17 protein-coding genes are annotated in these 12,966 nt (G+C 54.5%); 9 read left to right on the plus strand and 8 right to left on the minus strand.

The window, feature by feature from the left end:
* Positions 1–10: 10 nt before the first annotated feature.
* The gene (rplU, locus tag BJF97_RS25920; RefSeq protein ID WP_004106123.1) at positions 11–322 is read right to left on the minus strand and encodes a 50S ribosomal protein L21; all 312 of its coding nucleotides are present in this window, start codon (positions 320–322) and stop codon (positions 11–13) included.
* Between the two features lie 260 nt (positions 323–582).
* Here rplU and ispB point away from each other — a divergent pair, with 260 nt between their 5' ends.
* The gene (gene ispB / locus BJF97_RS25925; protein WP_004854564.1) at positions 583–1,554 is read left to right on the plus strand and encodes an octaprenyl diphosphate synthase; all 972 of its coding nucleotides are present in this window, start codon (positions 583–585) and stop codon (positions 1,552–1,554) included.
* A gap of 197 nt (positions 1,555–1,751) precedes the next feature.
* The gene (gene sfsB, locus BJF97_RS25930; RefSeq protein ID WP_004854566.1) at positions 1,752–2,024 is read left to right on the plus strand and encodes a DNA-binding transcriptional regulator SfsB; all 273 of its coding nucleotides are present in this window, start codon (positions 1,752–1,754) and stop codon (positions 2,022–2,024) included.
* Between the two features lie 65 nt (positions 2,025–2,089).
* Here the strand turns inward: sfsB and murA are convergent, their stop codons facing one another.
* The 7 genes from murA to mlaF all read right to left on the minus strand — a co-directional run bounded on the left by murA (position 2,090) and on the right by mlaF (position 6,896).
* Positions 2,090–3,349 (minus strand): UDP-N-acetylglucosamine 1-carboxyvinyltransferase, encoded by a 1,260-nt coding sequence (gene murA, locus BJF97_RS25935; RefSeq protein WP_004854569.1) that lies wholly within the window; start codon positions 3,347–3,349, stop codon positions 2,090–2,092.
* 54 nt (positions 3,350–3,403) lie between these two features.
* Positions 3,404–3,658, minus strand: coding sequence for a BolA family iron metabolism protein IbaG (gene ibaG, locus BJF97_RS25940; RefSeq protein WP_004106141.1), 255 nt, complete (start codon positions 3,656–3,658; stop codon positions 3,404–3,406).
* A gap of 135 nt (positions 3,659–3,793) precedes the next feature.
* Positions 3,794–4,084, minus strand: a complete 291-nt coding sequence (gene mlaB / locus BJF97_RS25945; protein ID WP_032693261.1) for a lipid asymmetry maintenance protein MlaB — start codon at positions 4,082–4,084, stop codon at positions 3,794–3,796.
* The gene (gene mlaC / locus BJF97_RS25950; protein ID WP_004125682.1) at positions 4,084–4,719 is read right to left on the minus strand and encodes a phospholipid-binding protein MlaC; all 636 of its coding nucleotides are present in this window, start codon (positions 4,717–4,719) and stop codon (positions 4,084–4,086) included. The genes mlaB and mlaC overlap by 1 nt, the downstream gene beginning before the upstream one ends.
* Positions 4,720–4,737: 18 nt before the next feature.
* Positions 4,738–5,289 (minus strand): outer membrane lipid asymmetry maintenance protein MlaD, encoded by a 552-nt coding sequence (gene mlaD / locus BJF97_RS25955; RefSeq protein ID WP_014226983.1) that lies wholly within the window; start codon positions 5,287–5,289, stop codon positions 4,738–4,740.
* Positions 5,290–5,293: 4 nt separating this feature from the next.
* On the minus strand, positions 5,294–6,076 hold the full coding sequence (mlaE, locus tag BJF97_RS25960; protein WP_004125690.1) for a lipid asymmetry maintenance ABC transporter permease subunit MlaE: 783 nt from the start codon (positions 6,074–6,076) through the stop codon (positions 5,294–5,296).
* Between the two features lie 7 nt (positions 6,077–6,083).
* Positions 6,084–6,896 carry a phospholipid ABC transporter ATP-binding protein MlaF gene (mlaF, locus tag BJF97_RS25965; RefSeq protein ID WP_032693262.1) on the minus strand — a complete coding sequence of 271 codons (813 nt, stop codon included), beginning with the start codon at positions 6,894–6,896 and terminating at the stop codon, positions 6,084–6,086.
* Between the two features lie 209 nt (positions 6,897–7,105).
* On the opposite strand from mlaF, the gene BJF97_RS25970 reads away from it, so the two are divergent.
* From BJF97_RS25970 to rpoN, 7 genes are read left to right on the plus strand one after another with little or no spacing between them, the layout of a single operon-like run.
* A complete protein-coding gene (locus BJF97_RS25970) occupies positions 7,106–8,083 on the plus strand; it encodes a calcium/sodium antiporter (RefSeq protein ID WP_032693263.1) in 978 nt (325 codons plus the stop codon).
* Positions 8,080–9,084: an arabinose-5-phosphate isomerase KdsD gene (gene kdsD, locus BJF97_RS25975; RefSeq protein WP_160741439.1), complete on the plus strand. Its 1,005-nt coding sequence runs from the start codon at positions 8,080–8,082 to the stop codon at positions 9,082–9,084. The genes BJF97_RS25970 and kdsD overlap by 4 nt, the downstream gene beginning before the upstream one ends.
* Before the next feature lie 14 nt (positions 9,085–9,098).
* Positions 9,099–9,665: a 3-deoxy-manno-octulosonate-8-phosphatase KdsC gene (gene kdsC / locus BJF97_RS25980; RefSeq protein WP_004854584.1), complete on the plus strand. Its 567-nt coding sequence runs from the start codon at positions 9,099–9,101 to the stop codon at positions 9,663–9,665.
* Complete coding sequence (gene lptC / locus BJF97_RS25985) at positions 9,662–10,237, plus strand: LPS export ABC transporter periplasmic protein LptC (protein ID WP_004854587.1); 576 nt, start codon at positions 9,662–9,664, stop codon at positions 10,235–10,237. Before kdsC ends, lptC begins: the two co-directional genes overlap by 4 nt.
* Positions 10,206–10,751 carry a lipopolysaccharide ABC transporter substrate-binding protein LptA gene (lptA, locus tag BJF97_RS25990; protein ID WP_004125703.1) on the plus strand — a complete coding sequence of 182 codons (546 nt, stop codon included), beginning with the start codon at positions 10,206–10,208 and terminating at the stop codon, positions 10,749–10,751. Before lptC ends, lptA begins: the two co-directional genes overlap by 32 nt.
* A gap of 6 nt (positions 10,752–10,757) precedes the next feature.
* Complete coding sequence (gene lptB, locus BJF97_RS25995) at positions 10,758–11,483, plus strand: LPS export ABC transporter ATP-binding protein (RefSeq protein WP_004125705.1); 726 nt, start codon at positions 10,758–10,760, stop codon at positions 11,481–11,483.
* Positions 11,484–11,530: 47 nt separating this feature from the next.
* Positions 11,531–12,964 carry an RNA polymerase factor sigma-54 gene (gene rpoN, locus BJF97_RS26000; RefSeq protein ID WP_004854591.1) on the plus strand — a complete coding sequence of 478 codons (1,434 nt, stop codon included), beginning with the start codon at positions 11,531–11,533 and terminating at the stop codon, positions 12,962–12,964.
* The last annotated feature ends 2 nt before the right edge of the window (positions 12,965–12,966 follow it).

The raw sequence follows: 12,966 nt of genomic DNA on the forward strand, positions 1-12,966 counted from the left end.
TCCTCAGGTCTTAGGCGCTGATGCCAGTAATTTTCACATCAGTGAACCACTGACGATGGCCCTGCTGCTTACGGTAGTGTTTACGACGACGAAACTTAACGATTTTAACTTTCTCGCCACGACCGTGTGCAACAACTTCAGCTTTGATTACGCCGCCCTCAACGAAAGGAACGCCGATTTTAATTTCTTCACCGTTTGCGATCATCAGCACTTCTGCGAACTCAACAGCTTCGCCAGTTGCGATGTCCAGCTTTTCCAGGCGAATGGTTTGACCTTCGCTTACTCGGTGTTGTTTACCACCACTTTGGAAAACCGCGTACATATAAAACTCCGCTTCCGCGCACCTCTTCGTATGATTCAGAGTGCGCTATAAATATTCACAATAGGGCGCGAATATTACGCAAAACGCGAGCCTTTGACAAGAGCGATCAGCGATCAACGCAGAAAAAAAACACAACTTTCACTCCAGCGTTTAACTACGGCAATTTTTCAGTACAATCATAGCTTCTTTTAATTCTGTCTTAATCCTTCTGTGATCCCATTCGGATACGCGGTAACAGGACATTTGGCCCGGCTTTTGCGATGAATTTAGAAAAAATCAATGAGTTAACCGCGCAGGATATGGCGGGCGTCAATGCGACAATTCTTGAGCAACTCGACTCTGATGTTCAGCTTATCAATCAGTTAGGCTATTACATTGTTAGCGGAGGCGGTAAACGTATTCGCCCGATGATCGCCGTACTGGCCGCGCGTGCCGTTGGATATCAGGGAAACGCTCACGTCGCCATTGCCGCGCTGATCGAATTTATCCATACCGCCACCCTGCTGCATGATGATGTCGTCGATGAGTCTGATATGCGCCGGGGAAAAGCCACCGCAAACGCCGCTTTTGGCAATGCGGCTAGCGTGCTGGTCGGTGATTTTATCTACACCCGCGCCTTTCAGATGATGACCAGCCTTGGGTCATTGAGAGTGCTGGAAGTGATGTCAGAAGCCGTTAACGTCATTGCCGAAGGGGAAGTCCTGCAGCTGATGAACGTTAACGACCCGGATATCACTGAAGAAAACTACATGCGGGTCATTTACAGCAAGACCGCACGTTTGTTTGAAGCCGCAGCCCAGTGCTCCGGCATTCTGGCCGACTGCAGCGCGGAACAAGAAAAAGCGTTACAGGATTACGGACGCTATCTGGGTACCGCTTTCCAGCTGATTGACGATCTGCTTGACTACAGTTCAGACGGTGAGCGTCTGGGTAAAAACGTCGGTGACGATCTGAATGAAGGCAAACCCACCCTTCCGCTGCTGCATGCTATGCAACACGGCAACGCAGAACAGTCCGCCATGATCCGTGGGGCGATTGAGCAGGGTAATGGCCGTCATCTTCTCGACGCCGTACTGGAAACGATGGCAACCTGCGGCTCGCTGGAATGGACCCAAAAACGCGCGGAGGAAGAGGCTGATAAAGCGATTGCCGCGCTTCAGGTCCTTCCCGATTCTCCGTGGCGTGAAGCGCTAATCGGTCTTGCCCACATCGCTGTGCAACGCGATCACTAACCCCTCCTCTTGCTTTCCCGCGCAAACCGCGGGAAAGTTCCAGTAAGCGTCAAAAAACCAAGATCCAGCCGTATCCCTTGATATATTCCTAATATCAAACCCATTAAAAGAACTTGTTAGAACATTACTGGAACCCGCGGTATAGTCATTTTGTCGTCCATTAAGGACGCCAGGCATATTTATTACCAGGAGAATTTATGGATAAGTTCATCGACTGGCATCCGGCGGATATTATTGCCGGATTACGCAAAAAAGGGACGTCGCTGGCAGCTGAATCGCGGCGTAATGGTTTAAGTTCTTCAACGCTCGCCAATGCGCTGACCCGGCCCTGGCCCAAGGGCGAGCTGATTATTGCTAACGCGCTGGAAACCGATCCGTGGGTAATATGGCCATCGCGCTATCACGATCCCCATACCCATCAGTTTATCGACAGAACGCAAATGATGCGCCCAAGGAAGAACAACAAGTAAAGCGAGGTTGCAGACAACAGCCCCCGGACAAACGTCAGAGGGCTGCTGCTACAGGCTTATATGGCTTATTCGCCTTTGACGCGTTCGATATTCGCACCCAGCGCCTGAAGCTTGTCTTCGATACGTTCGTAGCCGCGGTCAATGTGGTAAATACGATCGACAATCGTCGTACCTTCCGCAATACAGCCCGCCAGTACCAGGCTGGCTGACGCACGCAGATCCGTCGCCATCACCTGGGCGCCAGAAAGCTGCTTCACGCCGTGGCAAATCGCCGTATTGCTTTCGATTTCCGCATGCGCGCCCATACGGATCAGTTCCGGGATATGCATGAAACGGTTTTCGAAGATCGTCTCGGTGATCACGCCGGTGCCCTCGGCAACCAGATTCAGCAAGGTGAACTGAGCCTGCATGTCGGTCGGGAAGCCTGGGTGTGGGGCAGTACGCACGTTGACGGCCTTCGGACGATTGCCGTGCATGTCCAGGCTAATCCAGTCTTCGCCCGTTTCGATATCCGCACCGGCGTCGCGTAGCTTGGCCAGAACCGCATCAAGGGTATCCGGCTGGGCATTGCGGCACAGGATCTTACCGCCAGAAATCGCCGCCGCCACCAGGAACGTCCCGGTTTCAATACGATCCGGCAGAACGCGGTAGACGCCGCCGCCGAGGCGCGCTACGCCTTCGATGGTGATACGATCGGTACCCTGACCTTTGATCTTCGCACCCAGCGTGTTGAGAAAGTTCGCGGTATCGACAATTTCCGGCTCGCGCGCGGCGTTTTCGATAACGGTCGTACCTTCCGCCAGCGTCGCAGCGCTCATGATGGTCACGGTAGCGCCAACGCTGACCTTATCCATCACAATATGCGCGCCTTTCAGACGTCCATTAACCGACGCCTTGACATAACCTTCTTCCAGCTTGATTTCCGCACCCAGCTGCTCAAGGCCGGTAATGTGTAAATCAACGGGGCGCGCGCCGATGGCGCAGCCGCCGGGAAGAGAAACCTGCCCCTGGCCAAAACGCGCCACCAGCGGTCCCAGCGCCCAAATAGACGCGCGCATGGTTTTGACGAGGTCATACGGAGCACAGAAAACGTCGACCGGGCCGGCATCGATCCATACGGAGCCGTTGCGCTTAACGTTCGCGCCCAGCTGGCTCAGCAGTTTCATGGTGGTATCGATGTCTTTCAGCTTCGGTACGTTTTGGATCTCAATCGGCTCTTCGGCTAATAGCGCGGCAAAGAGGATTGGCAGGGCGGCGTTTTTCGCGCCGGAAATGGTGACCTCGCCCTGAAGACGAGTTGGCCCCTGAACACGGAATTTATCCATTGATTCTGTTCTCTGTTAAGAATTCACATACGCTGCGGGGAACATCCCCACAGCTTATAAGCCATTAAGTTTGCGGTCTCGCGCCCACTCCTGCGGAGTAAACGCTTTAATCGACAGAGCATGGATGCGGTTATCGGCAATATATTCCATCAGCGGGGCATAGATAGCCTGTTGCTTCTTGACCCGACTCATGCCGTCGAACATCTCACCCACAGCAATAACCTGAAAGTGGCTGCCATCGCCAGAGACGTGGACTTCCTGAAGGGAGAGTGCGTTCATCAGCACGGTCTGAATTTCATGATTTTCCATGGGCTACATTTATCTGATAGTGAAAACAGCCCAACATCTTAGAGGAAAGTGGCGCCGTCTTAAACAAGCAAAAAGCCCCATCGAAAAGTTTGATGGGGCTTTCAGAATAGCTTCAGCACTAAGGCACTGAAAAAGTTATGGGATCATATCAGCAGGAAGGTTATACAACCTGACCAGGGTTTGCAGATTTTCACTCTTCCCGGTCAATTTAGCCTCCCCACCCTGCCGACGAATCAGTGCGATAAAATGCACTAATAGCGCCAGCCCGGCGGTGTCCACGCGGGTCACGGCGCTCAGGTCGATGGCAGACACGCCATCCGTCGCATGCGCGCGCGCTTCCCACAGCGGGACCAGAAGATCCTGGTCCAGCTCTCCGCGCAGCGCCAGCGTCTCACCATCGCGAGCCCAGCTCAGCTGCCCGGTCATTATTTTTTCTGTTCCAGAGTAATCGGCTGCGCTGAGCTTGCCTTCAGCTGCGCCGTCAGACCATCAACGCCTTTAGTACGCAGCAGATCGCTCCACTCGTTTTGTTTAGTGGTGATCATGCTCACCCCTTCCGCAATCATGTCGTACGCCTGCCAGTTACCGGTCTGGGTATTTTTACGCCACTGGAAATCCAGGCGCACCGGCGGACGGCCATTCGGATCAAGGATGGTGACGCGGATAGGAACAATGGTCGCGCTGCCCAACGGCTGCTCAGGGGCAATCTGATAGGTCTGACCGTGATACATCGCCAGCGCCTGGCCATAGGCCTGCTTCAGATATTCGCGGAAGGCGGCAAAATAGGCTTCACGCTGCGCCGGGGTCGCTTCTTTGTAATAACGACCTAACACCAGCGCGCCGGCATATTTCACCTGAACATAGGGCAGCAGTTCCTGATCGACGATATCGCGCAGGTAGTTCGGATTAGCCTGAATCTTCGGCTGCTCGTTCTTGAGGCGATCGAAGGTTTTCTGCGCCGCTTCGTCCATCAGCTTGTACGGATTGGACTGATCCGCGGCGGTGGCCGCAGTCAAAGGTGCAATCACCAGCATGGCGACCATTAGTAAGCGTTTAAACATATCTTAACTCTCCTGAAATTAGTGCGTCGTGCCGGCTGGCGGCGTAGCGTCAGTATGACTCTCTCCAGCAGCCTGTTCATCGCCAGAATTCTTATTGTCGCTACCTTTACTGTTATAAAGGAACTGGCCTATCAAATCTTCCAGCACCATTGCGGATTTGGTGTCCTGAATGGTACCGCCATCTTTAAGGATAGTGGTTCCCAGCTCAGGATCTTCAAACCCGATGTTCATCGCCAGGTACTGTTCGCCCAGCAGACCGGAAGTTCGGATCGCCAGCGAGCTGGTATCCGGAATATGGTTGTAGCGCTCATCAATATCGAGCGCGACGCGAGGCAGGTAGGTCTTAGGATCGAGCGTAATATCCGCCACGCGTCCAACGACAACGCCGCCAATCCGCACCGGAGAGCGCGCTTTCAGACCGCCGATATTGTCAAAAGTGGCATAGAGCCGATAAGTCGGTTCGGTACGTAAAGAGGTTACGTTTGCCGCCTTCAGGCAGACAAACAGCGCGGCCAGCAGCGCAACCAGTAAAAACACCCCTACCCAGATTTCATTTTTTCTCGTTTGCATGAACTCAATTCCCAAACATCAGCGCAGTCAGCACAAAATCCAGCCCCAGAACCGCCAGCGACGCATGCACCACGGTACGCGTCGTCGCCCGGCTAATCCCGGCGGAAGTGGGGATAGCGTCATAACCGTTAAATAACGCGATCCATGTTACCGTAATGGCGAAAACCAGGCTCTTAATCAGGCAGTTAACCAGATCCATCCGCCAGTCAACGGCATTTTGCATCGCGCTCCAGAAGAAGCCGCCATCGATGCCCTTCCAGCTGACACCAACCAGCGAGCCGCCCCATACGCCGACCGCCACAAAAATAATCGTTAACAACGGCAGTGAAATCACCCCCGCCCAGAAACGCGGAGAGATCACGCGGCGAAGCGGGTCGACCGCCATCATCTCCATACTGGAGAGCTGTTCCGTTGCGCGCATCAGGCCAATTTCAGCAGTCAGCGCCGAGCCGGCACGCCCGGCAAACAGCAGCGCGGCGACCACCGGCCCCAGCTCACGCAGCAGCGACAGCGCCACCAGCATGCCCAGACTGGTTTCGGCGCTATAGGTGGTCAACACCAGATAGCCCTGCAGACCCAGCACCATACCGATAAACAGCCCCGATACAATGATGATCAGCATCGATAGCACGCCAACGTTGTATAGCTGACGCACCAGCAGCGGCGCATGCTTGCGAAACTCAGGCTTGCCCACAACCGCGTTGAAGAGCATTAATCCAGCACGCCCGAACGTCGCGATAGTTTTTATACCGCGATGCCCAAGCGCGGCTAGCGCATTTAACAACATGAGTCGCTTAACTCCCTTTGCCCAATAAATCATGATGATAATCCCCCGCCGGATAGCGGAACGGCACCGGGCCGTCGGCGATACCATCAATGAACTGACGGACCCGAGGGTCGGCATTTTCACGCAGCGACTGCGCGCTCCCATGCGCTACGACCTTTTTGCCCGCCACGATATATGCAAAGTCCGCGATGCTGAGCACCTCCGGCACATCATGCGAAACCACGATACAGGTGACACCCAGGGTGCTATTGAGTTCAGAAATCAGCTTCACCAGTACCCCCATCGTAATGGGGTCCTGCCCGACAAAGGGCTCATCGAACATGATTAAATCAGGTTCGAGCGCAATCGCCCTCGCCAGGGCGGCACGGCGCGCCATGCCGCCGGAAAGCTCAGAAGGCATCAGCTTCGCGGCTCCGCGTAGCCCGACGGCTTCCAGCTTCATCATCACCGTGGTGTGCAGCAGCGCTTCCGGCAAACGCGTATGCTCGCGCAGGGGATAAGCGACGTTATCGAACACATTCAGATCGGTGAACAGCGCGCCGGACTGAAACAGCATGCTCATGCGCTTGCGGACGGTATACAGGCGCGAACGCGACATCTGCGGTACGTTTTCACCATCAAACAGGATCTCGCCTTTATCGGGCGGGATTTGACCGCCGATGAGACGTAACAGGGTGGTTTTGCCGATCCCTGATGGCCCCATTATCGCGGTGATCTTGCCGCGGGGTACCGATAGCGAGATATCATCGAAGATCACGCGATCGCCCCTCGAGAAGCGAATACCGCGAACTTCGACTAGATTCGCCGAACTCTGGCTCATAAAATCATCCTTACTAGACACCCGTCGGGCTAAGCATGGCGCTTTCTTTCACCACAAACCCAACATTTTTACAGAATCTTACCCGCCCGGGTTAGCGAAAGCTGGCATTTGTTTTACTTTTGGCACACATAAAGTCAAAATTAAGAATTCGTTACGCTGCCTACGGACGGCCAGCGAGGCAACGATTATACCTGAAGAAAGGACTTTAGATGCTCTTAGCGACGGCTCTGTTAATTATTGGTTTATTGCTGGTTGTCTACAGCGCCGATCGTCTGGTCTACGCCGCTTCAATACTCTGCCGTATGCTGGGGATCCCTCCCCTGATCATTGGCATGACGGTAGTCAGCATCGGTACCAGTTTGCCGGAAGTGATTGTTTCCGCCGCCGCTTCCCTGCATGGGCAAACCGCTCTGGCGATCGGCACCGCTCTCGGATCGAATATCACCAATATCCTGCTGATCCTCGGCCTCACCGCGCTGTTTCAACCTTTTACCGTGCATTCTGATATCCTGCGCCGCGAATTGCCGTTAATGTTGCTGGTCAGTTTACTGGCAGGATTTGTGCTGTACGACGGCCAGCTTACGCGGATAGACGGCCTTTTTTTGCTGGCGCTGGCCATTCTGTGGCTGCTGTTTACCCTTAAAATTGCCCGCCTTGCGGAACGCCAGGGTAACGACAGCCTGACCCGTGAACAGCTGGCGGAGCTGCCGCGAGAAGGCTCGCTTCCCGTCGCGCTGCTCTGGTTGGGCGTCGCGATGATTGTGATGCCGATGGCCACGCGGATGGTGGTCGATAACGCCACGGTGCTGGCAAACTTTTTTGCTATCAGCGAACTGACCGTCGGCTTAACGGTCGTCGCTATCGGCACCAGCCTGCCCGAACTGGCCACGGCCATCGCCGGAGCGCGAAAAGGCGAAAATGACATCGCTATCGGCAATATCATTGGCGCTAATATTCTTAATATTGTACTGGTCCTCGGGCTCCCCGCGCTGATTGCGCCAGGCACCTTTGCCGCCGAGGCCTTTACCCGCGATTATGGCGTCATGCTGCTGGTCAGCCTGATCTTCGCCGCGCTGTGCTGGCGCCGTAAGCAGCAGCCAGGTCGCCTTGCCGGTGCCCTGCTGCTGGGTGGTTTTGTGCTTTGGTTAGCGATGCTGTACTGGACAGCGCCGCTCTTCGTTGAATGATTCGGGATAACATTATGTCGCAAATAGATTTGCCAGCGGATTTTGACTTTCAACGGGCAGGCCGCGAGGTTCTGGACATTGAACGTGAAGGTCTGGCCCAGCTCGATCAATACATTAATGAAGATTTTACCCGTGCCTGTGAGACCATTTTCCGCTGTACCGGTAAAGTTGTGGTGATGGGAATGGGGAAATCCGGCCATATCGGGCGAAAAATGGCAGCCACTTTCGCCAGTACCGGAACGTCATCTTTCTTCGTTCATCCCGGTGAGGCCGCGCACGGCGATTTAGGCATGGTAACTCCATGCGACGTGGTGATCGCGCTATCCAACTCGGGCGAGTCAAATGAAATCCTCGCCCTGATTCCGGTGCTTAAGCGCCAGCAAGTGGCGCTGATTTGTATCACCAGCCGACCGGAAAGCAGCATGGCGCGCGCGGCGGATATTCATCTGTGCGTCAAGGTGCCCAAAGAGGCCTGCCCGTTAGGGCTGGCCCCCACGTCAAGCACCACCGCCGCGCTGGTCATGGGCGATGCCCTTGCCGTAGCGCTGCTGGAAGCCCGCGGTTTTACCGCTGAAGATTTTGCGCTATCGCACCCCGGCGGCGCTCTGGGCCGTAAGCTACTGCTGCGGGTCAATGATATCATGCACACCGGCGATGAAATTCCGCACGTTGGCCTGGAGGCCACGCTCCGCGATGCGTTGCTGGAAATCACGCGCAAAAATTTAGGCATGACCGCCATTTGCGATGATGAAATGAATATCATCGGCATCTTCACCGATGGCGATCTGCGCCGCGTATTTGATACCGGCATTGATATGCGTAACGCCAGTATTGCCGAAGTGATGACGCGAGGCGGAATCCGCATCCGTCCCGGCACGCTGGCCGTTGATGCGCTGAACCTGATGCAGTCCCGTCATATCACCTGCGTGCTGGTTGCTGATGGCGACCGTCTGGTAGGTGTGATACATATGCACGATCTCCTGCGCGCGGGCGTAGTGTAAGTAAGGAAAAAATAATGAATAATGCTGATGCCCTGATAGCGACCTGCTACGGGCCGGTAAGCCAGGACTTTCTTGACCGGGCGGCGAAGATCCGTTTATTGATACTTGATGTAGACGGCGTTTTGTCCGACGGTCTTATCTATATGGGTAACAACGGCGAAGAGCTGAAGGCGTTTAACGTGCGCGACGGCTACGGTATCCGCTGCGCCCTGACTTCAGATATTGAAGTGGCGATAATTACCGGGCGAAACGCTAAACTGGTGGAAGATCGCTGCCAAACGCTGGGCATTACGCATCTCTACCAGGGGCAGTCGGATAAGCTGCTGGCGTTTCGTGAACTACTCAATAAACTGGCCGTTAGCGCGGATGAAGTCGCCTATATTGGCGACGATCTGATCGACTGGCCGGTGATGGCTGAAGTGGGTTTAAGCATAGCGGTAGCCGATGCGCATCCGTTGCTGCTCCCGCGCGCGGATTACGTTACTCGTATCAACGGGGGTCGCGGAGCGGTACGCGAAGTGTGCGATTTGCTACTATTGGCGCAGGGCAAGCTGGATGAGGCCAAAGGGCAATCTATATGAGTAAAACCAGACGTTGGGTTATCATTTTACTGTCGCTGGTCGCGCTGATCCTGATCGGCCTGAACCTGGCGAGTACGGACGATACCACCCAGCAAGCGATCAATCCTGACGATCCAACGTATACCAGCGAGCATACTGATACCGTCGTGTATAGCCCCGAAGGAGCGCTTAACTACCGGCTCATCGCGGAACACGTGGAGTATTTTTCCGAACAGCAGCTCTCGTGGTTCACAAAACCGGTGATGACCACCTTTGATACCAATAAAGTACCAACCTGGTCTATCAAAGCGGATAAAGCTAAGTTGACGAATGACCGCATGCTGTATCTTTACGGGCACGTTGAGGTAAATGCGCTGACGGCGGATTCTCAACTGCGCAAAATTACGACGGATAACGCCCAGATAAACCTGGTGACGCAGGATGTTACCTCCGATGACATGGTGACGTTGTACGGAACAACATTTAATTCCAGCGGCCTGAAAATGCGCGGGAACCTGCGCAGTAAAAATGCCGAGCTGATTGAAAAGGTTAGAACCTCATATGAAATTCAGAACAAACAAACTCAGCCTTAAGATTGCGCTCGCCAGCGCCTTACTGGCCGCCAGCCTGTCGGCACAGGCAAAGACAGGTGATACCGATCAGCCGATTCACATTGAATCCGATCAGCAGTCGCTGGATATGCAGGGCAACGTCGTCACCTTTACGGGGAATGTTGTCGTCACTCAGGGAACGATCAAAATCAACGCCGACAAAGTTGTTGTGACCCGTCCGGGTGGAGAGAAAGGCAAAGAGGTTATTGATGGCTACGGTAACCCGGCCACCTTCTACCAGATGCAGGACAACGGTAAGCCGGTAAAAGGCCGCGCGTCGAAAATGCATTATGAACTGCAAAACGACTTTGTCGTCCTGACCGGCAATGCGCATCTGGAACAGATCGATAGCAATATCCAGGGCGACAAAATCACTTACCTGGTGAAAGAGCAAAAAATGCAGGCCTTCAGCAATAAAGGCGGGCGCGTGACCACGGTTCTGGTTCCTTCGCAGCTGCAGGACAAGGGTAGCGATCAGTCAAAGAAGGGTAAGTAATTCGTTATGGCAACATTAACTGCAAAGAATCTTGCTAAAGCCTATAAAGGCCGCCGCGTTGTAGAAGACGTCAGCCTGACCGTGAATTCGGGCGAGATTGTTGGTCTGCTCGGTCCGAACGGTGCCGGTAAAACCACCACATTCTATATGGTCGTTGGTATCGTACCGCGCGACGCCGGCAACATTATCATCGATGATGAAGATATCAGCCTGCTACCCCTGCACGCGCGCGCGCGTCGCGGAATCGGCTATTTGCCGCAGGAGGCCTCCATATTCCGCCGCCTGAGCGTTTACGATAACCTGATGGCGGTACTGCAGATTCGCGACGACCTGAGCAACGAGCAGCGTGAAGACCGGGCGAAAGAGCTGATGGAGGAGTTTCACATTGAGCATCTGCGCGATAGCCTCGGCCAGGCGCTCTCCGGTGGTGAACGCCGCCGCGTCGAGATCGCCCGCGCGCTGGCCGCTAACCCGAAATTTATCCTGCTGGATGAACCCTTCGCCGGCGTGGACCCCATCTCCGTCATTGATATCAAACGCATTATTGAACACCTGCGCGACAGCGGTCTTGGCGTCCTGATAACCGACCATAACGTCCGGGAAACGCTGGCCGTGTGTGAGCGTGCTTATATCGTCAGCCAGGGCCACCTGATAGCTCACGGTACGCCACAGCAAATCCTTGAAGACGAGCAGGTTAAGCGCGTGTATCTTGGGGAAGACTTCAGACTCTGATAGGGTAGAGGTTACAGACGTTTTAGCCGGAGATATTGGCCCTGAATATGAAGCAAGGTTTGCAATTAAGGCTAAGCCAACAGCTTGCCATGACGCCACAACTGCAGCAGGCGATTCGTCTACTGCAGCTGTCCACGTTAGAACTCCAGCAAGAACTCCAGCAGGCGCTGGACAGCAACCCGTTGCTGGAGCAAACCGATCTTCACGATGAGGTAGAAACCAAAGAGGCCGAAGATCGTGAGTCTCTGGATACCGTCGACGCCCTTGAGCAGAAAGACATGCCCGAAGAGCTGCCGCTTGATGCCAGCTGGGATGAGATTTACACCGCCGGAACGCCGTCAGGCAACGGCGTTGATTATCAGGATGATGAACTGCCCGTCTACCAGGGCGAGACCACGCAAAGCCTGCAGGATTATCTGATGTGGCAGGTTGAACTGACGCCCTTCACCGATACCGATCGCGCCATCGCGACCTCTATCGTCGATGCCGTTGATGATACTGGCTACCTGACCGTTCCTGTCGAAGACATCGTGGAAAGTATTGGCGATGATGAAATCGGGCTTGAAGAAGTAGAAGCGGTTCTCAAGCGCATTCAGCGTTTCGATCCCGTCGGCGTGGCGGCAAAAGATTTACGCGATTGCCTGCTGGTTCAGCTTTCACAGTTTGCCAAAGAGACGCCGTGGATTGATGAAGCTCGCCTGATCATCAGCGATCACCTTGATCTGCTTGCCAATCACGACTTCCGTAGCCTGATGCGCGTGACCCGCCTCAAAGAAGACGTGCTAAAGGAAGCGGTAAATCTGATCCAATCGCTGGATCCGCGCCCGGGCCAGTCGATCCAGACTGGCGAGCCAGAATACGTCATTCCTGACGTTCTGGTGCGTAAAGTGAACGATCGTTGGGTCGTTGAGCTCAATTCAGATAGCCTTCCGCGCCTGAAGATCAACCAGCATTATGCCGCCATGGGTAACAGTACGCGCAATGACGCTGACGGCCAGTTTATCCGCAGCAACCTGCAGGAAGCGCGCTGGCTTATCAAGAGCCTCGAGAGCCGCAACGACACCCTTCTGCGCGTCAGCCGCTGCATTGTCGAACAGCAGCAGGCTTTTTTTGAACAAGGTGAAGAGTTTATGAAACCGATGGTGCTGGCGGACATCGCTCAGGCCGTCGAAATGCATGAATCCACCATTTCACGCGTTACTACGCAAAAATACCTGCACAGTCCGCGCGGTATTTTTGAGCTGAAGTATTTCTTCTCCAGCCATGTAAACACCGAAGGCGGCGGCGAAGCATCGTCGACGGCCATTCGTGCGCTGGTGAAGAAATTAATCGCCGCGGAAAACCCCGCGAAACCATTGAGTGACAGTAAGCTCACCACCCTGCTATCCGATCAGGGTATTATGGTGGCGCGGCGAACCGTTGCTAAGTACCGAGAGTCTTTATCCATTCCGCCGTCAAATCAGCGTAAGCAGCTGGTTTGACC

The sequence above is a fragment of the Klebsiella sp. LTGPAF-6F genome, assembly GCF_001753185.1.
In the GTDB taxonomy this organism is placed as follows: Bacteria; Pseudomonadota; Gammaproteobacteria; order Enterobacterales; family Enterobacteriaceae; genus Klebsiella; species Klebsiella michiganensis.

What these genes read in the sequence shown, in the direction of transcription:
- rplU (WP_004106123.1), bottom strand. Translation starts at nt 322, where the DNA reads ATGTACGCGGTTTTCCAAAGTGGTGGTAAACAACACCGAGTAAGCGAA.
- ispB (WP_004854564.1), top strand. Translation starts at nt 583, where the DNA reads ATGAATTTAGAAAAAATCAATGAGTTAACCGCGCAGGATATGGCGGGC.
- sfsB (WP_004854566.1), top strand. Translation starts at nt 1,752, where the DNA reads ATGGATAAGTTCATCGACTGGCATCCGGCGGATATTATTGCCGGATTA.
- murA (WP_004854569.1), bottom strand. Translation starts at nt 3,349, where the DNA reads ATGGATAAATTCCGTGTTCAGGGGCCAACTCGTCTTCAGGGCGAGGTC.
- ibaG (WP_004106141.1), bottom strand. Translation starts at nt 3,658, where the DNA reads ATGGAAAATCATGAAATTCAGACCGTGCTGATGAACGCACTCTCCCTT.
- mlaB (WP_032693261.1), bottom strand. Translation starts at nt 4,084, where the DNA reads ATGACCGGGCAGCTGAGCTGGGCTCGCGATGGTGAGACGCTGGCGCTG.
- mlaC (WP_004125682.1), bottom strand. Translation starts at nt 4,719, where the DNA reads ATGTTTAAACGCTTACTAATGGTCGCCATGCTGGTGATTGCACCTTTG.
- mlaD (WP_014226983.1), bottom strand. Translation starts at nt 5,289, where the DNA reads ATGCAAACGAGAAAAAATGAAATCTGGGTAGGGGTGTTTTTACTGGTT.
- mlaE (WP_004125690.1), bottom strand. Translation starts at nt 6,076, where the DNA reads ATGTTGTTAAATGCGCTAGCCGCGCTTGGGCATCGCGGTATAAAAACT.
- mlaF (WP_032693262.1), bottom strand. Translation starts at nt 6,896, where the DNA reads ATGAGCCAGAGTTCGGCGAATCTAGTCGAAGTTCGCGGTATTCGCTTC.
- BJF97_RS25970 (WP_032693263.1), top strand. Translation starts at nt 7,106, where the DNA reads ATGCTCTTAGCGACGGCTCTGTTAATTATTGGTTTATTGCTGGTTGTC.
- kdsD (WP_160741439.1), top strand. Translation starts at nt 8,080, where the DNA reads ATGATTCGGGATAACATTATGTCGCAAATAGATTTGCCAGCGGATTTT.
- kdsC (WP_004854584.1), top strand. Translation starts at nt 9,099, where the DNA reads ATGAATAATGCTGATGCCCTGATAGCGACCTGCTACGGGCCGGTAAGC.
- lptC (WP_004854587.1), top strand. Translation starts at nt 9,662, where the DNA reads ATGAGTAAAACCAGACGTTGGGTTATCATTTTACTGTCGCTGGTCGCG.
- lptA (WP_004125703.1), top strand. Translation starts at nt 10,206, where the DNA reads ATGAAATTCAGAACAAACAAACTCAGCCTTAAGATTGCGCTCGCCAGC.
- lptB (WP_004125705.1), top strand. Translation starts at nt 10,758, where the DNA reads ATGGCAACATTAACTGCAAAGAATCTTGCTAAAGCCTATAAAGGCCGC.
- rpoN (WP_004854591.1), top strand. Translation starts at nt 11,531, where the DNA reads ATGAAGCAAGGTTTGCAATTAAGGCTAAGCCAACAGCTTGCCATGACG.